General features: G+C 38.4%; 18 protein-coding genes. 12 read left to right on the top strand and 6 right to left on the bottom strand.

Annotated elements, in window-relative coordinates:
* Window positions 1–16: 16 nt before the first annotated feature.
* A complete protein-coding gene (locus tag DO88_RS12235; RefSeq protein WP_033038619.1) occupies window positions 17–415 on the top strand; it encodes a hypothetical protein in 399 nt (132 codons plus the stop codon).
* Between the two features lie 22 nt (window positions 416–437).
* Here the strand turns inward: DO88_RS12235 and DO88_RS12240 are convergent, their stop codons facing one another.
* Window positions 438–1190, bottom strand: coding sequence for a LytR/AlgR family response regulator transcription factor (locus DO88_RS12240; RefSeq protein ID WP_033038617.1), 753 nt, complete (start codon window positions 1188–1190; stop codon window positions 438–440).
* A 252-nt stretch (window positions 1191–1442) separates the two neighbouring features.
* Between DO88_RS12240 and DO88_RS12245 the strand changes: the two genes are divergently transcribed.
* Window positions 1443–4385: a TonB-dependent receptor domain-containing protein gene (locus DO88_RS12245; protein WP_008136503.1), complete on the top strand. Its 2943-nt coding sequence runs from the start codon at window positions 1443–1445 to the stop codon at window positions 4383–4385.
* Between the two features lie 226 nt (window positions 4386–4611).
* On the opposite strand, the gene DO88_RS12250 is transcribed toward DO88_RS12245, so the two are convergent.
* Window positions 4612–5085 (bottom strand): Dps family protein, encoded by a 474-nt coding sequence (locus DO88_RS12250; RefSeq protein ID WP_007377885.1) that lies wholly within the window; start codon window positions 5083–5085, stop codon window positions 4612–4614.
* Between the two features lie 335 nt (window positions 5086–5420).
* On the opposite strand from DO88_RS12250, the gene DO88_RS12255 reads away from it, so the two are divergent.
* Window positions 5421–5630, top strand: coding sequence for a hypothetical protein (locus DO88_RS12255; RefSeq protein WP_007579816.1), 210 nt, complete (start codon window positions 5421–5423; stop codon window positions 5628–5630).
* Here DO88_RS12255 and DO88_RS12260 read toward each other — a convergent pair.
* Both DO88_RS12260 and DO88_RS12265 read right to left on the bottom strand, forming a co-directional pair.
* Entirely contained in the window at window positions 5627–6232 is a 606-nt protein-coding gene (locus DO88_RS12260) for a PGAP1-like alpha/beta domain-containing protein (RefSeq protein ID WP_033030961.1), read from the bottom strand. The genes DO88_RS12255 and DO88_RS12260 overlap by 4 nt on opposite strands.
* Window positions 6233–6253: 21 nt before the next feature.
* A complete protein-coding gene (locus DO88_RS12265; RefSeq protein WP_033030971.1) occupies window positions 6254–6790 on the bottom strand; it encodes a YaeQ family protein in 537 nt (178 codons plus the stop codon).
* 508 nt (window positions 6791–7298) lie between these two features.
* Here DO88_RS12265 and DO88_RS12270 point away from each other — a divergent pair.
* From DO88_RS12270 to fusA, 9 genes are all read left to right on the top strand, one after another.
* Window positions 7299–7541, top strand: coding sequence for a type I restriction-modification enzyme R subunit C-terminal domain-containing protein (locus tag DO88_RS12270; protein WP_033038615.1), 243 nt, complete (start codon window positions 7299–7301; stop codon window positions 7539–7541).
* Between the two features lies 1 nt (window position 7542).
* Window positions 7543–9291 (top strand): restriction endonuclease subunit S, encoded by a 1749-nt coding sequence (locus DO88_RS18555; RefSeq protein ID WP_050482430.1) that lies wholly within the window; start codon window positions 7543–7545, stop codon window positions 9289–9291.
* Complete coding sequence (locus DO88_RS12275; protein WP_033038612.1) at window positions 9288–10904, top strand: restriction system-associated AAA family ATPase; 1617 nt, start codon at window positions 9288–9290, stop codon at window positions 10902–10904. Before DO88_RS18555 ends, DO88_RS12275 begins: the two co-directional genes overlap by 4 nt.
* Complete coding sequence (locus DO88_RS12280) at window positions 10898–11956, top strand: hypothetical protein (protein WP_033038610.1); 1059 nt, start codon at window positions 10898–10900, stop codon at window positions 11954–11956. Before DO88_RS12275 ends, DO88_RS12280 begins: the two co-directional genes overlap by 7 nt.
* Window positions 11956–13038 carry a PDDEXK nuclease domain-containing protein gene (locus DO88_RS12285; RefSeq protein ID WP_033038608.1) on the top strand — a complete coding sequence of 361 codons (1083 nt, stop codon included), beginning with the start codon at window positions 11956–11958 and terminating at the stop codon, window positions 13036–13038. Before DO88_RS12280 ends, DO88_RS12285 begins: the two co-directional genes overlap by 1 nt.
* Window positions 13035–14579: a class I SAM-dependent DNA methyltransferase gene (locus DO88_RS12290; RefSeq protein ID WP_033038606.1), complete on the top strand. Its 1545-nt coding sequence runs from the start codon at window positions 13035–13037 to the stop codon at window positions 14577–14579. Before DO88_RS12285 ends, DO88_RS12290 begins: the two co-directional genes overlap by 4 nt.
* Before the next feature lie 90 nt (window positions 14580–14669).
* On the top strand, window positions 14670–14918 hold the full coding sequence (locus DO88_RS12295; RefSeq protein WP_033038604.1) for a hypothetical protein: 249 nt from the start codon (window positions 14670–14672) through the stop codon (window positions 14916–14918).
* A 221-nt stretch (window positions 14919–15139) separates the two neighbouring features.
* Window positions 15140–16093: a ribosome biogenesis GTPase YlqF gene (gene ylqF / locus DO88_RS12300; RefSeq protein WP_033038601.1), complete on the top strand. Its 954-nt coding sequence runs from the start codon at window positions 15140–15142 to the stop codon at window positions 16091–16093.
* A gap of 732 nt (window positions 16094–16825) precedes the next feature.
* A complete protein-coding gene (fusA, locus tag DO88_RS12305) occupies window positions 16826–18910 on the top strand; it encodes an elongation factor G (RefSeq protein ID WP_007378013.1) in 2085 nt (694 codons plus the stop codon).
* Between the two features lie 369 nt (window positions 18911–19279).
* Here fusA and mdoH read toward each other — a convergent pair whose 3' ends face one another.
* Both mdoH and DO88_RS12315 read right to left on the bottom strand, forming a co-directional pair.
* Window positions 19280–21241 carry a glucans biosynthesis glucosyltransferase MdoH gene (gene mdoH / locus DO88_RS12310; RefSeq protein ID WP_033038599.1) on the bottom strand — a complete coding sequence of 654 codons (1962 nt, stop codon included), beginning with the start codon at window positions 21239–21241 and terminating at the stop codon, window positions 19280–19282.
* Entirely contained in the window at window positions 21213–22832 is a 1620-nt protein-coding gene (locus tag DO88_RS12315) for a glucan biosynthesis protein G (protein ID WP_007378015.1), read from the bottom strand. Before DO88_RS12315 ends, mdoH begins: the two co-directional genes overlap by 29 nt.
* Window positions 22833–22922: the final 90 nt, after the last annotated feature.

Below are 22922 nucleotides of genomic sequence, written 5' to 3'. Positions count from 1 at the left end.
ATCTGTAAGGCAATTTATGTTTGGAGCACATGGCGAATTCCAGATTTTCTCGCAGCCACCTCATATGTATTTAAAATTGAAGGGGAGCTTTAATAATGAAGGTATAACATCATTAACTAATGGTGTTATTCAAGAATTGAGCACTCACCCTGAAAATACGATTAAGTTTGTGATTGTTAACTTAAAAGAGTTTGAGCTGTTAACTCTGGATAGTCTTGATTCGCTAGAGGCCTATTTTGCGGGTGTAAAAGAACGTGGCTATCAACGAGTTGACTATATAAACATTAATATCATAGCTAAAAACATGTTTGAAAAAGTATGGAAAAATAGCGATGTAGAAGTTAATTTTTATAAAGATACTGAAAGCTATTTATTAGAGCGTCCAAATGACAGTTATATAAAACAGAACTGGTAATTAATATGAGTATTATAAACCGCTACTGAAGAGGGCTTATAATACTCTCTAAACAGCCTTTATAGCGCCTTGAAAGGTTTAAGCACATATCGTTTTTTAGCCTTACTTTATAATCGCCACTGTCAGTAGGCATCAGTTCACAAATAGCTTGTTTTCTTACCAGCGTTGAGCGATGAATACGAATAAACCCTTCAGGCTCTAGCTGCTGCTCAATATTTTTCATGGTTTCGCGGTGTAACACCGGTGTACTACCTTGGGTAAAATGCAGCTCTACATAATTGCCTGCACCATTTATCCAAATAATATCATTGATATCAATTAATCTTACTTTACCTACATCTTTAACTACTATATGTGATGATGATTTTTTTTGTTGGTTCTTTTCTCGGTATTGACGCTCTGTTTCATTTGCAATCGGGCAAAGATGTATAAGCTTCTCAAAGCATTTATCAATACGTGGTGCAGTTGAATCTAATATTAAAAAATCAACCGCGCCCACTTCAAAAGCAAAACTCGCAAAATGGCCCGACTCAGCAATAATGACTAACTTAAGCTTTTTAGCAAGTTCAGTTAAATGCACTATTTGCATAGGATCAGCCAGATTGGTTAGTTCGTAAAATAATACGTTGTATTGATCTGTATCTATCTGATCTAATCTGTTTTTTTGTGTTAGGGATTGAGATTCAAAGTGTCTATGTTCTTGCACTCTACTTGTTAAAAATGTTGCAAATTTAGTATTGCTAACAAATGTTAATGCATGAAAAGAAGCAGCCATTATTTTATATCCTCGTTGTACAGATTAATAAAGACCGTACTTAATGGAAAAAAATGTTACGAAAACATAATGTTTTTATAAAGTCATCGTGATTTTCTCACTTATCCCGCCAAACTTGCAGCTTGTACCAATATAGATGCCTTGTAAGAAAAGCGTATAGAGTCTCAATGCTAATCCTCTTAGTGTTGTCCGCGAGGTAACTATTTAGTTACAAAAATAACAATTCAAGAAAAAATAATTCAGGGGAATTACATGGTATTAACTAACAATGGTAGTGGGCGATTATTTAAAAAATCGTCGCTAACAGTAGCGCTAAGCAGCGTATTACTTGCGGGATTTTCATTTCAAGGTATTGCAGCCGAAGAGGATGAAATAAAAAAAATAGAACGAGTTCAAGTAACAGGTTCTCGTATTCGTTCAGCTGAGGCTATGTCCTCTGCGCCAATTCAGGTTGTAGATAGTGCAGCAATTGATGCATCTGGTTCTCTTAATATTCAAAATCTATTATTAGATAACCCTGCATTCGGTTCACCAGCTATTAGCCGTACTAATTCAAACTTCAACACAGCAAGTGCTGGTGTTGCAACGGTTGATTTGCGTAATTTAGGATCAGAAAGAACATTAGTACTTGTTAATGGTCGCCGTTATGTATCGGGTTTACCTGGTAGCTCAGCAGTAGATTTAAACACTATTCCTAGCCAGTTTATTGAGCGAGTTGAAATTATGACTGGTGGCGCATCATCAGTATATGGTTCAGATGCAGTCGCAGGTGTGGTTAACTTTGTTTTAAAAGATGACTTTGAAGGTATCGAATTTGAAGGCCAATTTGGCGAATCAAAAGAAGGAGATGACCAGTCTCGACAATTTTCTTTTACATCTGGTTTAACCAGCAATGATGGCAAAGGCCATGCAATGTTCCACTTAGGTTATTCTGATCAGGGTGCTGTTTATTCTCGTGATCGTGACCGTTCTGCCGTGGACCAATTTTCACAAATCTTTTTTGAAGATGATCCAGCCGCTAATCCAAATGCTATTTTTGATGCCGTACGTCCTTTCTTCTCATCATTCCCACCTCAAGGTCGATTTGATGCAGGGGATACTCGTTTTACATTTGATCAAAATAATAATCTACAAGACTCGTTTAGCACTAATGGTGGCGATGGTGTTGCTGCAAATGGCTTTAACCGAAGTGGTGTTCGTACAATCGCGATTCCAACAGAGCGTTACTTATTTGCATCAAATGGTAGTTATGAACTAAATGATAAACACAGTTTTTTCTATGAAGGGACATATGCATCTAGCACAACTCGCTCAGAGTTAGAACCATTCCCATTTGCATCTGATGATATTTACGCTAATGGCCGTGTTCCTATTGAATTTGAAGTTAATGGAGAGTTATTGCGCAATGCCTTCGTACCTGATGATATTTATAATGCAGCAACAGATACAGATGGTGACGGTAGCCGAGATATTTTCTTTGCAAAGCGTTTGAGCGACATTGGTAACCGTGGAGCACGTGCAGAGCGTGATACGTTCCGTATTGCATTAGGTTTTCAAGGTGAAATCAATGATAATTGGTTTTACGACACTTATTATGTATATGGTAAAACAAAAGAGTCACAAGTATCAGGTGGTTTGGTTAACGTACAAAGTTTCCGTCAAGGTTTAGAGGCTGTTAACGATCGCTTTGATTTAGATGGCGATGGCATAACTAACGAAGCAATCTGTATTGATGAAACAGCTCGCGGCTTCAGCTGTGCGCCGGTTAATATTTTTGGCTTTAATTCACTATCGCAAGATGCTATTGATTTTGTACGCGCTCCTAGTTCACTTTCTACTTCTGTAGAACAAGAAATTATTGGTGGTAACATCTCTGGTGACTTATTTGAGTTACCAGCAGGTACAGTGGGGATTGCTGCCGGTTTTGAATATCGTGAAGAGTTTTCTCGTAGTGAATTTGATGCATTACAACAATCTGGCCTTAATGCGGGTAATGCAATTCCAGCAACAGAAGGTTCATTTGATGTAACTGAATATTATGTTGAAACAAATATTCCAGTACTTGATTCAGTCACGATGAATGCAGCAGTGCGTTTATCTGATTACTCTACAGTAGGTAATACTGAGAGTTGGAATGTAGGTTTAGATTGGGAAGTGACAGATAGCTTACGTTTACGTGCAACTCGAGCTCGCTCAACCCGTGCACCTAATATTGATGAATTATTTTCTCCACCTTCACAAACATTTCCAAGCGGCTTAAACGATCCTTGTTTAGGAATTACAAGTAGTGGTGGTGGTGCATCAGGCGATTCATGTCGTGCAGATGTTGGTGTTGCCAGCAATATTGCTACCAATGGTGCGTTTACGCTTAACCAATCTGATTTACAAGGTATCAGTGGTTTTAACCGTGGCAATACCGATCTTAAAGAAGAAGTGGGTGACTCAGTGACAGTGGGGGTTGTTTTTACACCTGAAAACTTAATATCGGGTTTAGATATCACACTTGACTACTTTGATATAGAAATTGATGATGCAATAGTTTCTACCCCTCGCCAGTTTATCCTTGAGCAATGTTATGGTGGTGGTGATGATAGTTTCTGTAATTTCATTACACGTCGCGGTGCTCCATCGGGTAATAACAGTGCAGGTTCGCTAGAATTTATCGACAGTGGTGTGTCGAACAGCGGTGGTTTAGGGACTGAAGGTGTCGACTTAACGTTAACTTACGCTACTGATATAGGGCCTGGTGCATTCAAAACTCGCCTAGCATATACCTATTTAATTGATGGTTACAGTATTCCATTACCAGGTGCAGATAAAGATGTATTCGCTGGTGAAGTTGGCGCATCTGAACATAAAGCAAACTGGAACTTTGGCTATAAAGTTAATGACTTCGACTTTAATTGGAGTATGACATTTACTGGAAGCGCAGATTTTGACGATCAATTCTTAAGTGGCTTGAATATTCCGGCTGGCTCAGTTGGTGTTGGCTCTGTAACATACCATGATGTGCAAGCAAGCTATCATATCAGTGATTCAATGGAGTTATATGCAGGGGCTAATAACTTATTTGATAAAGAGCCACCGCGTATCGTTTCTGGTATTAGTGGTTCTGATACGGGTACTGAAACTGATGCGGGTACGTATGATCCAATCGGTCAAACTATATACATTGGTTTTAGAAGTAAGTTTTAATCAACAATAGCAGTATTAGCTTCTAGTATTGTTATTCACAATAAAAAGCCTCGGTTGTCACTGAGGCTTTTTTATTACCCGCTTAAGTCAAAAAAAACGCCACTGGTAACAGGTGCGTTGTTTAGATTGAATAAGGGGTTAATATAATAATCGAAACGTTTGATTATTCGACGATTTATCCCTAATTAAGCCCTCTATGAGGGCTTTTATCTTTTTTAGATTAAAATTAATCTAAGTACGCTTTTAACATCCAAACCAGTTTTTCTTGCTCTGAGATGTAATCACTCATTAGTGAGGCTGTGCCTTCATCGTCTGCATCACCTGCTTGGTTTAAAATATCGCGCTGCATGTGAATTAACGTACTGTAACCAGCGAGTAGGTTCTCTACGGCTGTAACACCATCACTAATACCTTTAGCTTCTTTAATTTTACTTACTTCGAGGTAATCAGAAAATGCATGTAATGGAGCGCCATCTAACGTCAAAATACGTTCGGCAACTTCATCTACTTTTAAAAGTAATAAGTTATAAATTTCTTCAAATTTAACGTGTAGCTCAAAAAAGTTACGGCCTTTAATATTCCAGTGAAAACCACGCGCATTCATGTATTGAATTTGGTAGCTGCTTAATAGCGTATTGAGTGATTTTACGATGTCATCACTTTTTGCACTGTTTAGACCTATTGCGTTTACCTGTGACATAACTTGCTCCTTGAATAACCGTTGATTTGTGAACTTGTGATAAGTATTACTAATTTCGATAAATTAGTAAAATCGTTTAAATTTATCTGGTTAATCGTTTTAACCTATCAACTGTTCTTGGTATCTGTATTCACTTTAGACTATTAATAGAAGTGGGACTGATTAATAAAAATACTACCCCTCAAAAATAAATAAAACTTAAAAGTATATAAATCATGATCTGAAACAAACTTTATTCAAGGTAATAACTTAGCTATTTTTTTATTGATGTAGGTCAAAAATCATCCATCCTAACGGCGCATAATAATGTTGTCGAAATAATTAGGAGAGATAACATGCATGCAAAAACAGCGAAACAAAATAAAGCAGAGTTAATCGTGGTAGGAATTGCAGTCATCGCATTTGTACTTGGGCTAGTAGCGCACTTAGCAGGTGCAAGCTTTGCTAATTCAGACTTTTTTGGTTACATAGCAGCGCCCATTCCGCTGATACTGGCAGTGGTATTTTTAATTAGTTATAAAATAGCAGCCAATGCTGAGGATTAATCTTTCTCGCTTAAGCATTTTAAAATGTAGTCGACCACTTCGCGTGAGTAAATCATACTGGTATGGCTTAAATGGAACACTTTATGTTCAGCCATACCTTTGAGCTTAGTTTCATCAAGTAATACAGTGCCATCTGATTTACTGCCTTTAACTATAAGGGGCATTAAACCAATGGGTAAGTCACCTGCAATACTAAAAAGCTTCGCTTTAAACGGCCAGTTACCATTTTGTGTAAGCAAAAATTCAACGCTATTTTTTAAAAAAGACTCAAACCCTTTTTGCTTCATTTTTTGCGCTATATGGCTACCTTGATGAGGAGTGCCTAAAGTAACTACTTTTGTAATGTGTTGGCTTGCAACTGAATTAGCTTCTAGGTATGCGCGAGCGACTAATCCGCCCATTGAGTGGCATACGAGTGCAGAAGGTTCACCTGCAATAAATTCATCAATTTGAGCAAAAATAGCATCGCGGTTTGGATCAAGCGTATTATAAGTAAGGTTTAATACCTTAACACCAGATTCTTCCAAGCGAGAGCACAGTGGGCGCATAACAAAGCCAGACATATACAAGCCATGTAAAACAATAACGTGTTTAACTTTCATACGCCCTCAAAATGTTAGTAGTTACATTAACTGCTGTGGTTTTATTTCAATGTTGGTTGTATCGGTGTTTACCCACACTTCACCATCTTGAATGGTAATGGCGAGCTTGATACCACGATCAACCAAAGCAGCAAGTGCTTGTGTTGCTGCATAATCAAGGCTAAAAATACTTAGATTTTTAAATTCATACAATTTAGGTTGGTGTTTTTGCCACCAAATTGCTTGATTGTTTTCACCATAAGTATATAGCACCACTTTTTTAGATTTATTACAGGCTTTTTTAAGGCGTTTTTCATCTGGTAAGCCAAGTTCAATCCATAGTTCTATCTCTTCACTATAGCTTACATGCCAAAGTTCAGGCTCATCATCTGCACTTAACCCTTTGGTAAATTCTAAACCATCACAGCTATTGAGTGCAAAAGCGAGTAAGCGAATCATTAACCGTTGGTCGGTTTCTGACGGATGTTGTGCCAAGGTTAAACTAAAATCTTGGTAAACGTGGCGGTCCATATCGCTAAGCGATAATTGCACTTTCATAATGGTGGATTTAAGAGCCATAACAACTAATCTGAAAAAATTTGCGCCAGTATAGCGCAATTACGACTGGCACTTGTAAAAATAGTACATATACCTAAATCACTTAAAATTTGCCACTATTTATATGGTGCGTTATGGTTTTAGTTTATTTATATGCGGTGAGTAAAGCCCAAACTAAACCAGTAATACTCTCTTAAGTACTGTATAAACGAAACAACATAAAACCCGGATTTCACTACCTGTGCTTCTATGTCGCACTTACTAAAAGCGATTTTATGTGTGTTTTGCAGCATTAAGTTGAATGTTCCGTAACTTTCTCATACTCTACTTTTATTCACCGTAAGAAATAAAGCAATAAGTGGTTAAATACTAACGAGCCAAGAGTTTGTTGAGTACTTAAAGCTTAATGAAATAACAGCTTGTTGATAGGCTGGACAGGGTAAACTGGTAAGCTTTAAACTCGCTGGCCTATAGCTTTCTAAGCTTAAAAATATAGAAACCTAGATAGAAAAAAGGATTTTACTTCATCATGCCAGCACCAGCATTCCACTGTATTTATGGAGCCGCAAATCCAATGCTACGTTTGATAAAAGGTCATATTGCCGCCATTTGTGCGATTGAGCTAGATGACTTTGGCTACAGGCCCTTTTCCAACCAAAGCGGTTTACAGAAAGCCTGGGGCTTATTTGCCGTTAGCGACTCAATCTGCAACGGCCAAGATAATGAATTCTATAGTCTATTGGCTGAAATGAATCAGGAATTAATTGCATAATATGGCATTTTCTAAAGATATAAATGAATTAGTCACAGAAGATACATCTGGATTACTTAATAAACATGAATCGTGGGAAAGAGTAACACTTCAAGATGTAGTGGAAGTAGTCAATGGCTATGCATTTTCATCAAGTGGTTTTAACACAGGGAAAGGCTTACCTCTTATTAGGATTAGAGATATCGTTTCAGGTAAAACCGATACAACGTATGAAGGTGTTTACTCTAAAGACTACATTGTTAATAATGGCGATTTGCTAGTAGGTATGGATGGTGATTTCCACTCCGGATTTTGGCGAAGCGGCATTGCACTGTTAAATCAACGAGTTTGCAAATTGACTGCAAATAAAAATTTTTATAATCAAAAGTTTTTAGCATACTTATTGCATGGTTATTTAGATGCAATAAATCAAAATACATCTGCTGTGACCGTAAAGCATCTTTCATCAAAAACGATTCAAAGCATCCCATTACCCCTACCAACAAGAAAAGAACAGGATAGATTGGTAGAAAAGCTCGAAGAGCTATTGTCCGAGTTTGACAACGGGATAGAAGAACTCAAAGCCGCACAAACCAAACTTACCCAATACCGCCAATCGCTATTAAAAAGTGCGGTTGAAGGTTCATTGACTCAGCAATGGCGTTCCGAAAATAGCGATAGGGTGCAAGAAACTGGCGAGCAATTGTTATCACGCATTTTAAAACAGCGCCGCGAACAGTGGCAGCAACAAAAGCTTACCGAGTTTGCCGAAAAAGGCAAAACGCCCCCTAAAAACGGGCAAGATAAATACCCCGAACCCGTACAGCCCGACACTACCAACTTACCCAAATTGCCTGAAGGCTGGGTGTGGGCTAGCTTATCTCAAATCGGTTGGCTCGATCGAGGAAAGTCAAAGCATAGACCTAGGAATGCAGAGCATTTGTATGGTGGTGCTTATCCATTTGTTCAAACAGGTGAGATTCGAAGTGCAGACCAATACGTAAGGCATACCGAGAAAGCATATAGTGAAGAAGGGCTCAAGCAGAGTAAACTCTGGCCAAAAGGTACAATGTGTATAACTATTGCTGCGAATATAGGTGAAACAGCTATTTTAGACATTGATGCTTGCTTTCCTGACAGCATTGTTGGGTTTTCGACAATTGTTGAAGGTATGCCAATCGAGTATGTTGAATATGTATTTAGAGTCCTAAAGCATAAGCTTGATGATGAAGCGCCTGCGACAGCACAAAAAAACATAAACTTAGAAATTTTATCTAAGGAAGCTATTCCCTTACCACCAGTTATAGAGCAATTAGCTATTGTTAAGAGTCTGAATACTGAATTAGAAAATGTTGAGCTTCAAAAAGCAGCAACAGCACTTGGTTTAAAGCAATCTGAAGCTCAGCGTAAAAACATATTAAAGTCGGCTTTTTCTGGCCAGCTTGTACCGCAGAATTCTAATGATGAACCCGCTTCAATATTGCTCAAAAAAATCAAACAAGAGCGTGAAGCCTTGGCAAAAAGGCCCAAAACTAAACAAATTAAGACAAAATCAGCCATGAAAAAAATAACAGTCGAAGAACTTGCCAAGTGGGTGGATAATTACAAAGGCAACAGCTTTACGTTTGAAGAATTACAAACAGCATTTCAAGGTGACTATGATCAGTTAAAAGACTGTATATTTGAGATGTTAAGTGCAAAGAAACCATTATTTAAACAAGTATTTGATCAGAAATTGAATACCATAATGTTTATCAAGGAAGAAAAATGAAACTTATCCGATTAAATATCATTGATGCTGATACCTGTGGCGGTTTATTGAATGGCGTGATAATCAATTTTCGTAATGGTCTAGTTGAAACCGATATTTTTTCACCTTTATGCTTAATTGGACCTAATGGCACCGGTAAATCACAAGTTTTACAAATTATTGCCGAAATATTTCAGGCCGTTTTTCGAAAATATTTGCCAAATGAAGAACAAGGCACACCAAATAATCAAATTCAGTTTGAGCTAGAGTACTCGTTAGTATCTGGGGGGGAAGTAAGGAAGGTCAAGCTTTATCGCCGAAAAATGGCGAGCAAAAAAATGGATATTGCCATTGAAAAATTTGTAGATGACGATTGGACTTTGGTGACTGACCTAAGTGAAGTTAAAACCCTATTACCATCGAAGGTAATAGGTTATACGTCTGGTGATAATGAAACGCTAAGCATTCCCTTTTTTGTCAGTCGCGCAGGTTATGCTAAACAGGTCAGCCAAAATGCCTTAGATAAAGATAAATTAGCCTTGCCTATTTTAGACTCACGAATGCTGCTAATTGATTACAGTACTAATCTAGAAGTGTTAATTGCAAACTTATTGCTAAACCCCGAAAATGTACGTGAACATTTGATACATGAACCGAACCTTAAAAAACTGCGATCATTTCGCTGTGTTGTGCAGCTAAAATATGGCTCGTCTGCAAAGAGCAAAGTTCAACTGACAAAAGAGCTTCAACAGTATATTGAGTATTTAAAACGTTCAGCGACTAGCTTTGATTACGATGCTAAAAACTTAACCTACACTTTTGATTTTCTCGTTCAAGGTGCGACCTATCAAGCCTTTGAATACTATTGGCAGTCCGGTGCTTTAGAGCTATATTCTTGCTTCCATAAGCTCGCAATGCTTAATGACCTAATTATCCCAAAACAAGATCGAGAAGCCTTCAAAAAAGGGGTTGAGCAACGACGGTTTGCATCGCGATTACCAGAGCCTATGGAGCGGCAGAAAGTATTTCGTTTTGAGCGTGTCGAGTTTATTTCACAAAAAAGCGAAGCGCCTGTTGATTATGTATCGCTATCAGATGGAGAGCATCAATTAACCCAATTGTTAGGCACTATTTGCATGGCATCATTTCCTAACGTGTTATTTTTACTTGATGAACCAGAAAGCCACTTTAACCCAAAATGGCGAGTAGAATTTATTTCCAAAATCATGAACTTGCCAACAACGAGTAAAGCGCAATGTGAAAATGAGGGGCGACGCTCAGAAAAATCACGAGCTGCAATGCAAGATTGTTTAATAACAACTCACTCACCATTTGTTCCATCTGATATGGACCGGAATAATGTTCTTATTTTTAGTAAAAACGAAAAAGGCAAAATTGAATCGAGACCGCCAAGAATCCAGACTTATGGTAGTAAGTTTGATGCTATTCTTGCGGAATGTTTTGATATTTCACCACAAATATCAGGATTACCAAGAGATCAGATTAAAAAGTTAATGACTGAAGGCACGAAAAAGCAAATTGAAGATGCCATAGCCAACTTAGGTGAATCAACGGAGCGAATGAAGTTAGCAGCAAAATTAGCATATATTTCAAGCGAGGATAATGAATGCTAGTTAACTATCCCATTAGCGCTGCACAAGATAATAATTGGGTGCATGAATGTATATACGAAACAATTTCCTTTATTTTTAACAGTTTAAATCAGGCGACTGCAATGCCTGAATGGCCTGATATTTTACCGCAAAGACATCGGGAGAGATTAAAATCTCGCACCAGAGTAAAAGCTCTTTTAGAAAGAGTGAAAAATATATCAGCACAATTAACAGCGGAACAACGTGAGAAGACACTATTATTAATTAATAATCAGAATGATATAGCAGGGCTTTTGGTTGGAACAACCGCCTCATTAGTGATTGAGCCTGAAATTAAACCACTTACTGATTGCCTGAAATTAGTTTTCCTTGAAGGTTTTAGATTACTAACAGAAACAGGTTCTAGAGATGCCCATTACAAGGCTATTTACGATTCGTTAACTGTAAAAACTTGTCCATTTTGTGGTTATGAAACTTTTGAAGCCCCAGGGCAAAAAAGAGAAGATGAAGATCATTATTTGCTGAAGGATAAATACATAACTTCAGCAGCTAATTTATTCAACCTAGTCCCTATGGGTGGCAAATGCAATAAGAGCTATAAACTCCAACAGGATTTGCTTTTCAAAGATAACATAAGAAGAAAAGCGCTAAACCCCTATGGAACTATTAAAGCGGAAATTAGCTTAATTAATACAAAACCAATTACACTGCTAGATGAAAAACCGGACTGGAATATTTCTATTTCTCCAGATATTGAAGAAACAAGAACGTGGAATGAAGTCTTCTCAATTGAAGAGCGTCTCAAAGAGACTGTACTTTCTCCGAACTTTGAAGCTGTATTGAGCGATATCGGTGATTTTTTACGGCACCTAGATTTAGAACGCAAGAGTTCTAATGATCAAGTGTTAGCCGGACTAGTGAAATTTGAATATTATAAAAAAAGAAATCCTGAGCAAGGGCTTGGTTACCTTAAAGATAAGGTGGCTGGGATGTTACGATTTCATTTTGAATCTGGTAATCCGCTAGTTGTTGCTTTAGTCAGAAATACTCTACCACAAATAGAGGCTGCTTGATGTCAAAACTCACTGTTGAGCCTGAACTGTTTTCAGATATCCAAATCTTAATCACCCAAGCTAAACAACAAGCTGCGGTTGCGGTTAATGCATCATTAACCATGTTATATTGGCAAATTGGCCAACGTATTCACCAAGCGGTGTTAAAGGGTGAGCGCGCTGAGTACGGTAAACAGGTTATTGCTAACTTATCGGCCCAACTTACCAGTGAGCTAGGCAAAGGCTGGGGCAAGCGTAATTTGCAATATATGGTGCAATTTTACGAAATATTCCCTGAGCAACAGATTGTGCACGCACTGCGTGCAAAATTGAGCTGGACGCATTTTAAACAAATAATTCATTTAAAAGACCCTTTACAACGTGAATTTTACGCGCAAATGTGTGCGGTAGAAGGTTGGAGCGCGCGTACCTTAGATGATCGTATTAATAGTATGTTATTTGAACGTACGGCCTTGTCTAAAAAGCCTGAAGAGCTAATAAAAATGGAGTTAAAAAAATTAGCTACGCAACACCCTGTTTCTGAGGCGCTGCTACTTAAAGACCCATACGTGTTAGATTTTTTAGGACTGAATGACCATTACCTCGAAAAAGATTTAGAAGATGCCATTTTGCGCGAGCTTGAACAGTTTTTACTTGAGCTAGGGGCTGGTTTTTCGTTTATTGCTCGGCAAAAACGTATTCAGCTTGATGGTGATGATTTTTATATCGATTTATTGTTTTATAACCGTCAACTAAAGCGTTTAGTGGCTATTGATTTAAAGCTAGGGAAATTTAAACCCCACTATAAAGGCCAAATGGAGTTGTATTTACGCTGGCTAGATAAATATGAACGCCAAGTGGGTGAGCAAGCACCGCTTGGTATTATTTTGTGTGCGCAAAAAAACCAAGAGCAAATCGAATTACTGGAAATGGATGACGCGGGTATTCACGTAGCTGAATACTTAGCAGTGTTACCGAAACGGGAAATATTGCATCAACGCTTACAAGATGCGATTAATTCTGCCAAAAGTCGGTATAATCCCGCTCTTTTAGGCAGCAGTGATCCTGAATGCAGTCAATCAGGCTTGGATAGTAAAAAATGAATGCACCCGCATTAGTACAAAAAGTTTGGAATTATTGTCATACATTACGAGATGATGGTGTTGGCTACGGTGATTATTTAGAACAGTTAACCTACCTGCTATTTTTAAAAATGGCACATGAGTATGCGTTGCCGCCTTATTCTCGCGATACTAAAGTGCCCGTTGAATTTAATTGGGGAACTTTACAAGGCTTAACGGGTGAAAAGCTAGAAGAGCAATACCGTAAAGTTTTAAAAAATTTGGCCAATGAAGACGGCATGATTGGCGCTATTTTTTATAAATCAGAAAATAAAATCCCCGATCCTGCAAAGCTAGCTCGTATTGTTAAGATGATTAATGATGAGAATTGGATCAGCTTAGATTCAGATGCAAAAGGTGACTTATACGAAGGCTTATTGCAAAAGAATGCTGAAGATACTAAAAGTGGTGCTGGCCAATACTTTACGCCTCGAGCATTAATAGATGCAATGCTGGCTTGTGTTCAACCAGAGCCGAAAAAAACCATTGCAGATCCTGCATGCGGTACGGGTGGCTTTTTCTTAACCGCAAGTGATTGGATCACATTCGGTGATGAACAATGGATAGAAAAAGGCATGAGCCATTGGAATCCATCCAAGCATGATGAGAACACCATTGCAAAATCAAAATTGAATAAAGACCAAGTTCAATTTTTACGTGATAAGACTTTCAGTGGTAATGAAATCGTCCCCTCTACTCGTCGCATGTGTTTAATGAACTTATTCTTACACAACATCGGCAGCATAGATGGTGAGCCTGACGTTGAACGCGCTGATGCTTTACTTACACAGGTAAAAGACGAGGATAAAGTAGATTACGTGTTAGCTAATCCACCATTTGGTAAAAAAAGCAGCATGACTATTACTAATGCTGAAGGTGGTGAAGATAAAAATGCGTTAACCTATGTGCGACAAGATTTTTGGGCGACCACCACCAATAAACAGTTAAACTTTTTACAGCATATTGTTTCTAGCTTGAAGGATACGGGTAAAGCAGCGGTAGTTTTACCTGACAATGTTTTATTTGAAGGTGGTGCAGGAGAGCGTATTCGCCGCAAGTGGTTAAACAATTGTGATGTGCATACTATTTTAAGGCTACCAACAGGTATTTTCTACGCTAATGGTGTTAAAGCTAATGTTGTATTTTTTGACAATGCTGCCCATGATGAAAAAATTCATACCAAAGGTATTTGGTTTTATGATTTAAGAACCAATAAACATTTCACGCTAAAACAGCGTCCTATGACACTGAATGATTTAAAAGATTTCATTACTTGTTATAACCCAGAAAACCGTCATGTTCGCAAAGAAACTGAACGATTTAAATATTACAGTTATGACGAGCTAATTAACCGTGATAAAGCGAGTCTTGACGTATTTTGGCTTAAAGATGATAGTTTAGATAACCTTGATAACTTGCCTCCACCAGACGTCTTACAACAAGAGATAATAGATCACTTAGAAGCAGCATTAGTTGCTTTTAGGGATGTAGCTGCAGGGCTGCCTTCAAGTACTGAAAGTTAAACGTATAGAGCTTGGACTAGTTAATCAAAATGCAACAAAATGAATGAGCAGTGCAGCATAAACCTGAAATTACTAAACAGGGTTGTTTTAATGGGTAAGTTATTAGAAAAAATACCTTTTATTATAATACTTGGTTTTGCAGCTACATTTGCTGTAATAGGCTCTATGGATGGTGACTTTATAGGAGGTTTCAAAGGATGGTTTGGTGGTGTACTGCTTAGTCTACCTATTATGATTTTAAGCCGCGATGTTAAATGGTATCTAAAATTTCCAAGTGCAATAATTGGAGCATTGTTATATCTAAACTATATTCTTGATATGTTTAAAGGGGTTCTTTAGCTAAGGCTTTGGTTATTATAACTATTTACTGATTTTTATAGTTGGTATCTAAAGTTTATAAATCACTTTAAGCTTATCGTTTTTATTTTCTACGGGAATTCAAGGTCGGTTTTGTAGTAAACTCTTCGCATAAACGAAAAGTACAAAAGCATAGTTTTACTTTTAGTACCCACATTAGTACCCATGGCCTGAGGCCTAAAATTAAAGGTCATATAAATCAAATGAGTAGAGCAGGAATACAGTGGTTCCCTGGGCATATGAATAAAGCCCGCAATGAAATTAAAGAAATAATGCCGCAAATGGATGTGATCATTGAAGTGCTAGATGCGCGCATTCCTTATAGTAGCGAAAACCCGATGGTGGCAACCTTGCGTGAAGGTAAGCCGGTCATCAAAATTTTGAACAAAGCTGATTTAGCTGATCCTAAAATGACGCAAATTTGGAAAGACTATTTTGAGCAAGAAAACGGTGTTAAAGCGATTTCTTTTGGTCATGATAAAGCAGCTGAAGTGCATCGTATTAATGAGCTTTGTAAAAAGTTAGTGCCGCATAAAGTAGGCGCCGATAAGCAAATAAAAGCCATGATCATGGGTATTCCTAACGTGGGTAAATCTACGTTAATTAATGTATTGGCTGGGCGTATAGTTGCAAAAACAGGTAATGAGCCTGCTGTTACTAAAGCGCAACAACGCATTAAGCTTGAAGACGGTATTATGCTTTACGATACGCCAGGTATGCTTTGGCCAAAAGTAGAAAACGAAAACTCAGGTTATCGCTTAGGCGCTACAGGTGCCATTCGTGATACCGCACTTGAGTATGAAGAAGTAGCAAGTTATACCGCTGAATATTTATTACGTGCTTATCCTGAGCTTTTAAAAGCGCGCTATAAAATCGCTGAACTGCCTGAAAGTGACTGGGAGTTTGTCGAAATGGCGGGTAAAAAACGTGGCTGTATTCGTGGTGGCAATCAAATAGACACATACAAAATGTCTGAAATACTAATCAACGAATTACGCGACGGTATTATTGGCCGTATTACTATGGAAACCCCGCAAATGCGTGAGGAAGAAGAAGTAATGGTTGCTGGTTTACGCGCTGCAGCAGAAGCTAAAAAGGTAGCTAAAGAAGAAGAGAAAAAACAACGCCGAGCACGCGCACGTAAAAACCGTCGTTAATTGATTTAGTTTAATTTAACCAACTAAATTACAGACATAAAAAAAGCCCGTAAGGGCTTTTTTAGTTTCATATCTACCGTCACCGATATGAGCAATGTAGCAAGTAAAATAGTAGGGCGGTTACTTATTATCAACATCAAGGGGCGTTGCGGTTCATAACAAGTAACCATAGCTGTTAACGTGCGCCACACGTTGTTTCAGGGTCGAGAAACAAATCAATTCATTCCGTTACAAGCCAGTATGTTTGCCGTCTTGTTGATAGTGATTATCAGTTAGATTCAAGTGCCTGTCAATACCCAAATGCAAATAATTCTTATTATCTTGTTGTGCAACTTGTAAGCTGATGTAAAGCATAAAAAAATTGCGACTATTTAATTTTTCTTCATCTTGGGTGATATATGCGGTGATTAAATCGCTCTTAGTTTAAACAAGTATTAGTTTTTAAAGATTAGTAATTTCTGAGTATATATTAAAGTTTTAGCTGTTTAAGCTATGGTAGTGTGTTGTTCCAAAATAACGAAATAACTTTATGTACCTAAAGTTAGGGCGAGAAAAAAATAGTGTTTTCATTATGTTACATGCGATTCTCAACTTGAAATACAAAATAGACCTTGCGCATAAAAAAAATATATTGAATTGATTGCATTTTAAGCGGCTTGCATGGTGATGTTCGCTTTAAGTAATGTTATACTCCTGCCGAATAATTTATCGACTTTATTAAGAGTAAAATTAATGGCAGATTTATCGAAGTACAGAAACATTGGTATTTTCGCGCACGTTGATGCGGGTAAAACCACGACTACTGAGCGTATCCTAAAGCTTACTGGTCAAATCCATAAAACAGGTGAGGTTCATGATGGTGAATCTACTACTGACTTCATGGAACAAGAAGCTGAGCGCGGTATTACTATTCAGTCTGCGGCTGTAAGCTGTTTCTGGAAAGATCACCGTTTTAACGTTATCGATACTCCTGGGCACGTTGACTTCACAGTAGAAGTTTACCGTTCACTTAAAGTATTAGATGGCGGTGTTGGTGTGTTCTGTGGTTCTGGTGGTGTTGAACCACAATCAGAAACTAACTGGCGTTATGCTAATGATTCAGAAGTTGCACGTATTATCTTCGTAAATAAATTAGACCGTATGGGTGCTGATTTTTACCGTGTAACTGAGCAAGTACGTAAAGTACTTGGTGCTGTACCACTAATCATGACTTTACCAATTGGTATTGAAGATGAATTTGTTGGTGTTGTAGATGTTTTAACTAAAAAAGCATACGTTTGGGATGACACTGGTCTTCCTGAAAACTACGAAATTACAGACGTTCCTGCAGACATGGTAGAAAAAACTGACGAGTATTATGAAATGCTTGTTGAAACTGCCCTTGAGCAAGACGATGAACTACTTGAAGCTTACATGGAAGGTGAAGCACCTTCTGTAGAAGACATCAAGCGTTGTATCCGTAAAGGTACACGTGAGCTTGCTTTCTTCCCTACATACTGTGGTTCTGCGTTTAAGAACAAAGGTATGCAGCTTATTCTTGATGCTGTTGTTGATTACCTACCATCTCCTACAGAAGTTGATCCTCAACCTCTTATGGATGAAGAAGGTAACGAAAATGGCGAATTTGCAATCGTTTCTGCAGATGAACCTTTCAAAGCGTTAGCATTCAAAATAATGGATGACCGTTTTGGTGCATTAACATTCGTACGTATTTACTCAGGTAAACTAAATAAGGGTGACACTATCCTTAACTCGTTTACTGGTAAAACTGAGCGTGTTGGCCGTATGGTTGAGATGCAAGCAGATGACCGTAACGAATTAACTAGCGCACAAGCTGGTGACATCATTGCTATCGTAGGCATGAAAAACGTGCAAACTGGTCACACTTTATGTGATCCTAAGCACCCAGTAACACTTGAGCCAATGGTATTCCCAACTCCAGTAATCTCGATTGCTGTACAGCCTAAAGATAAAGGCGGTAATGAGAAAATGGGTGTTGCTATCGGTAAAATGGTTGCAGAAGATCCATCTTTCCAAGTTGAGACTGATGAAGATTCAGGCGAGACTATTCTTAAAGGCATGGGTGAGCTTCACTTAGATATCAAAGTAGATATCCTTAAGCGTACTTACGGCGTAGACCTTATTGTTGGTCAACCACAAGTTGCTTACCGTGAAACTATCACTCGTGAAATCGAAGATAGCTACACGCATAAGAAACAATCTGGTGGTTCTGGTCAGTTTGGTAAAATCGACTACCGCATCAAGCCAGGCGAAGTTGCTTCAGGCTTCACGTTTAAATCATCAGTTGTTGGTGGTAACGTACCTAAAGAATTCTGGCCTGCAGTTGAGAAAGGCTTTAAGTCAATGATGGGCGAAGGTGTTCTAGCTGGCTTCCCAGTACTTGACGTTGAAGTTGAACTTTTCGACGGTGGCTTCCATGCCGTGGATTCATCTGCAATCGCGTTCGAAATCGCTGCTAAAGGCGCTTTCCGTCAATCTATCCCTAAAGCGGGCGCACAACTTCTTGAGCCAATCATGAAAGTTGACGTGTTCACTCCAGAAGATCACGTTGGTGATGTTATCGGTGACCTTAACCGTCGTCGTGGCATGATGAAAGACCAAGAAGCTGGTTTAACAGGCATCCGTATTAAAGCAGATGTACCGTTATCAGAAATGTTCGGTTACATCGGTACACTACGTACAATGACATCGGGTCGTGGTCAGTTCTCTATGGAGTTCTCACACTACGCTGCATGTCCAGCTAACGTAGCTGAAACTGTAATAGCTGCAGAAAAAGAGAAAAAAGCTGCTAAGTAATTAGCTCTTTAACTCTTTAAAAAAACCCGCACATGTTGCGGGTTTTTTATTGCCTATAATTTTTGATGGGGGATCTTAGCTAACCTGAACTCTGGATAATAAATCTATCTCAAGCAGCTATTTTCAGCGCTTACTGCGTTGAATTTACTTGTAATAGGCCAACGATTGACGCGTAAATTCGCCTTGTTTTCACTGAAAATCTTTGGCTAGAGAAAATAAATTTAAATATCACTATAATTCAAAACGTTGGTAAATCTCTTAACCAGAGCTCAGGTTAACTATTTTAATACGGAAAAATATTTATTAGACAATAAAAAAGGAGCAACTTATTGCTCCTTTTTTGGTTTTTAACGGCTCTTTTATTTAGCGCTAATTAAACTTTTTTATCGCTTTAGCTTTTAGCGCTTTCATCTTTAGCTTGTGTGGCTTATTAAAGCTTTGAATGGGCATTGTAACCACATGCTCTTTTGGCAGTGTTGGAATAGTTGTTGGATATTGACCTTCTTGAGGTACAGAAATCTTTTTGAGATGAACCTTAAGCGCTTCTAAAGTAGCATCGTTATCTACTTCACTAGGGCAAATAAATATACCTAGCTCTCTAAGGAACACGCCTAGCTTAATGCTACTTGAGTAACGGACTATAGGTGCTGCGAGTATTAAGCCTAATAGTATTGGCGACAACCACCAAAAGAATACAGGGGTAAAGTAATACGCTGTGCTGCCCCATGCAATAGCGACGATAGTTGAAAATAGCGTATAACCAAACGCTTCCCTCCAAGGAACCATTCGACCTTCACGAGGCTGTGCATCCCACTTTACTTTTTTACCTAAAAATACGCATATAACAAAGTAAGCATGAAATACCATCATTAATGGTGCAACAATAATAGCAAATACGGTTTCAATGATTGAGCCTAGTATCAGCTTAATCGAACCACCAAAGCGTTTGTTTCTGTGCACTAATGTAACAATAACACCCATTAATTTAGGTAGTAGTAAAATTATGATTGTTAAGTAAAGTAGTGAATCAATCAGTTCGGTTTTGGCAATTTGCCACGTCGGAAATAATTGGTACGCGCGATTAAAGTAAACATCGCTATTAAGCGCACGTGTTACGGCATCAATCGTACTTAGTGCGAGCATTGATAGCCAAATTAGCGATGAAATATAGGCCGTTGCTCCCAGTAAAAAATGAAACTTACTCATTAACTTTAATTTTGATGAGGACAGTAAACCAAGGTGTTGGATATTCCCTTGTACCCAACGTCTGTCGCGTACAGCATAATCTAAAATGTTACTTGGAACTTCTTCATAACTCCCTTCAATGTCTGATAGTAGCAATACGTCCCAATTAGCACTGTGTAACAAAGAGGCTTCTACAAAGTCATGACTTAGTATTTCACCACCAAATGGGGCATTACCTTTAAGTGTTGGTAAACCACAACAGGTAATAAACGCCTCAACTCTAATGATTGCGTTGTGGCCCCAATAGTTTGCTTTATCGGTTTGCCAAAAAGCAGAACCAGTCGCTAGCATTGGGCTGTAAAGTACGGATGCAAACTGTAAAAAGCGGCCAAAAAAAGTATCTTGACGAACGGGGATAGGAATTGTTTGAATAAGGCCTGCTTGCGGGTTGTTTAGCATGCTTGTAGTAAGCTCTAGCATGCACTTTCCGGTCATTACGCTATCAGCATCAAGTACAATCATATGGTCGTACTGGCTGCCCCAACGTTCACAAAAATCAGTTAGGTTGCCTACCTTGCGGTGTTTATTATCTTCGCGGCGACGGTAAAAAACGTGTTTAGCTGTACTGCCTAATCGCTCACACAATGCATGCCATGCACTTAACTCGTTTTTGGCTATTTGTGGGTCTTGGGTATCGCTAAGTAAATAAAAGTCAAAGTGATCTAGTTGCCCTGTTTCTTTTAGTGATTCTAGGCTTACTTCAAAGCCTGCGATAACACGATGAGTATCTTCGTTATAGATTGGCATAACAACCGCTGTTTTTTGCTTAGCAAGTGCTTGGCTGTCGAAAGAGATTGGCTTAATACGCTTTAAAGTTAGTGGATCGATGCGCAGTAGTTGCAGTAAGAAACCAATTGTACCGCTACAAAATGCAGTAACAATCCACGCAAACGTAATTGAAAATAGGGCGAGTAATGCATATTCAAGTAAGGTCATACCGTTTGAATTTAAAATTTCAAACATAATAGATATGCCGTAACCTGATATGCCAAGAGCTGCAATAGCAAACAGCCATACACGAACTGTTTTGAAAGGCATTGACGTTCCCTTATTTTGCTTACTTGATGTCATTTGGATACCAAACATAGCTCCATACCTCACTAATTTCTTTTTCACGTAGTTTTAGCGATAAACGCATATCTACTGGTTTTCCGTCTTGTGGGGCGATTTTAAAGGCCACACGCCATCCATATGTATCAGGTAGCTTTTGTATTGTTACATCACTCACTTCACCTGTTGTTAGCTGTATATCAGCCTTTAAATCTAGCTTTTTAGAGAGCTGGTTAAGCTCTGGGCCTGAAAAGTCAACAGTAAATTGACGGTGACTTTTTGGTGGAGGATTGTCTTCACCTGGTAGTGCTGCACTGCCAATTCTAGTACGCACCACGCGTGCTTTTTCATGTTGGTTTAAATGGGCATTAAAAGTCGTCATTTTATAGCTTAGTTTTAATGAATCTCCCGCTTTGAAGGGTTTTTCAGGTACCCAATAACTTACTATATTGTCATTCGTTTCTGTGTCAGTTGGTATCTCTACTAGCTCAACTCGACCATTACCCCATTCACCTTCTGGTTCAATCCAAAGGCTAGGGCGGTCGTGGTAATGAGCTTCTGTATCAAAGTAGTTATTAAAATCACGATCGCGTTGCGCTAAACCAAAACCTTTTGGGTTCTCGTATGTAAAAGAAGTGACGCTTAGTTGCGCGGGATTGTTAAGTGGGCGCCACACCCATTTATTATCTTGCGATTGTGTTAATAAACCGTCTGAATCGTGTACTTCAGGGCGGTAGTCATCAAAAAATTTAGTACTGTTTTCACCGTGATAAAACATACTCGTTAAGGGGGCAATACCTAGTTTTTTAACGTCTTTACGTGCAAATATTTGCATATTTACTTTTACAGCCGTATTTGTGGTTGGGTCTACATCGAACCTATATGCCCCCGACACTGATGGGCTATCAAGTAGTGCAAACATAACAATATTAGTTTGATCTAGTTTTGGCTTAACTAACCAAAACTCTTTAAACATTGGGAATTCTTCGCCTGAAGCTTCTGCAGTATCAATCGCTAAACCGCGAGCAGACAATCCGTAAACTTGCTTTGGGCCAACAATACGAAAATAAGATGCACCTTGAAATACCATTACTTCATCTTTGTACTCATTGGTATTTAGTGGGTAATGTAATCGAAAGCCAGCGTGACCAAGCTGAGTATTGGCAATGCTTTTAGTAATTTCTTCTTTTAGAGGAGCAGCAGTGCCATCGTACTGATAAAAGTCAGTACTAAATGGGAGGCGGGTGCGTTTTGAATCACTATTAACAGTATTAATTGTAACGGGTGTTTTATATAAAAAACCGGGGTGGAATAGCTGTAGCTCGTAAAGACCTTCGTCTTTCCACACTGACTTGTCTTGTTTGAAGCGGATAGAGCGATAATCTTGATAATCAATATTATTGAGAGCATCGAGTTCAATGTTTTTTGGAGCTATATATTCTTCACTTGCTAGTTTTTTAGCACGCGCGCTTATAACGTCAAATAAACTACTTTGTGGAATGGCTGCTTCTGTTGTAGCTGCAAATGCTTGATTGCTGTTACCCCAAGCCGAAAATATAATAAGTAGACCCAAGAGTGGCTTTGAGCTCTTTTGCCATGTTGATAATCGATGGGTAAATTGTTTCATTTTCATTCCTTTATAAAAACACGACTTATTTTTAGGGTTGAGACTAAGTTATTTACTTAAGCAATTTTTAAACCTAAATAAATACATTAA

This window comes from Pseudoalteromonas sp. S3431 (genome assembly GCF_000690035.1).
Taxonomy (GTDB): Bacteria; Pseudomonadota; Gammaproteobacteria; order Enterobacterales; family Alteromonadaceae; genus Pseudoalteromonas; species Pseudoalteromonas fuliginea.
The sequence above is the reverse complement of the archived record's forward strand: the minus strand, read 5'-3'. Positions and strand labels throughout refer to the sequence as shown.

Coding starts and splice junctions, on each gene's coding strand:
- DO88_RS12255 (WP_007579816.1), top strand. CDS start 5,421: ATGCATGCAAAAACAGCGAAACAAAATAAAGCAGAGTTAATCGTGGTA.
- DO88_RS12245 (WP_008136503.1), top strand. CDS start 1,443: ATGGTATTAACTAACAATGGTAGTGGGCGATTATTTAAAAAATCGTCG.
- DO88_RS12285 (WP_033038608.1), top strand. CDS start 11,956: ATGTCAAAACTCACTGTTGAGCCTGAACTGTTTTCAGATATCCAAATC.
- DO88_RS12295 (WP_033038604.1), top strand. CDS start 14,670: ATGGGTAAGTTATTAGAAAAAATACCTTTTATTATAATACTTGGTTTT.
- DO88_RS18555 (WP_050482430.1), top strand. CDS start 7,543: ATGGCATTTTCTAAAGATATAAATGAATTAGTCACAGAAGATACATCT.
- DO88_RS12290 (WP_033038606.1), top strand. CDS start 13,035: ATGAATGCACCCGCATTAGTACAAAAAGTTTGGAATTATTGTCATACA.
- DO88_RS12235 (WP_033038619.1), top strand. CDS start 17: ATGTTTGGAGCACATGGCGAATTCCAGATTTTCTCGCAGCCACCTCAT.
- DO88_RS12280 (WP_033038610.1), top strand. CDS start 10,898: ATGCTAGTTAACTATCCCATTAGCGCTGCACAAGATAATAATTGGGTG.
- DO88_RS12275 (WP_033038612.1), top strand. CDS start 9,288: ATGAAACTTATCCGATTAAATATCATTGATGCTGATACCTGTGGCGGT.
- mdoH (WP_033038599.1), bottom strand. CDS start 21,241: ATGTTTGGTATCCAAATGACATCAAGTAAGCAAAATAAGGGAACGTCA.
- fusA (WP_007378013.1), top strand. CDS start 16,826: ATGGCAGATTTATCGAAGTACAGAAACATTGGTATTTTCGCGCACGTT.
- DO88_RS12260 (WP_033030961.1), bottom strand. CDS start 6,232: ATGAAAGTTAAACACGTTATTGTTTTACATGGCTTGTATATGTCTGGC.
- DO88_RS12265 (WP_033030971.1), bottom strand. CDS start 6,790: ATGGCTCTTAAATCCACCATTATGAAAGTGCAATTATCGCTTAGCGAT.
- DO88_RS12315 (WP_007378015.1), bottom strand. CDS start 22,832: ATGAAACAATTTACCCATCGATTATCAACATGGCAAAAGAGCTCAAAG.
- DO88_RS12240 (WP_033038617.1), bottom strand. CDS start 1,190: ATGGCTGCTTCTTTTCATGCATTAACATTTGTTAGCAATACTAAATTT.
- DO88_RS12270 (WP_033038615.1), top strand. CDS start 7,299: ATGCCAGCACCAGCATTCCACTGTATTTATGGAGCCGCAAATCCAATG.
- DO88_RS12250 (WP_007377885.1), bottom strand. CDS start 5,085: ATGTCACAGGTAAACGCAATAGGTCTAAACAGTGCAAAAAGTGATGAC.
- ylqF (WP_033038601.1), top strand. CDS start 15,140: ATGAGTAGAGCAGGAATACAGTGGTTCCCTGGGCATATGAATAAAGCC.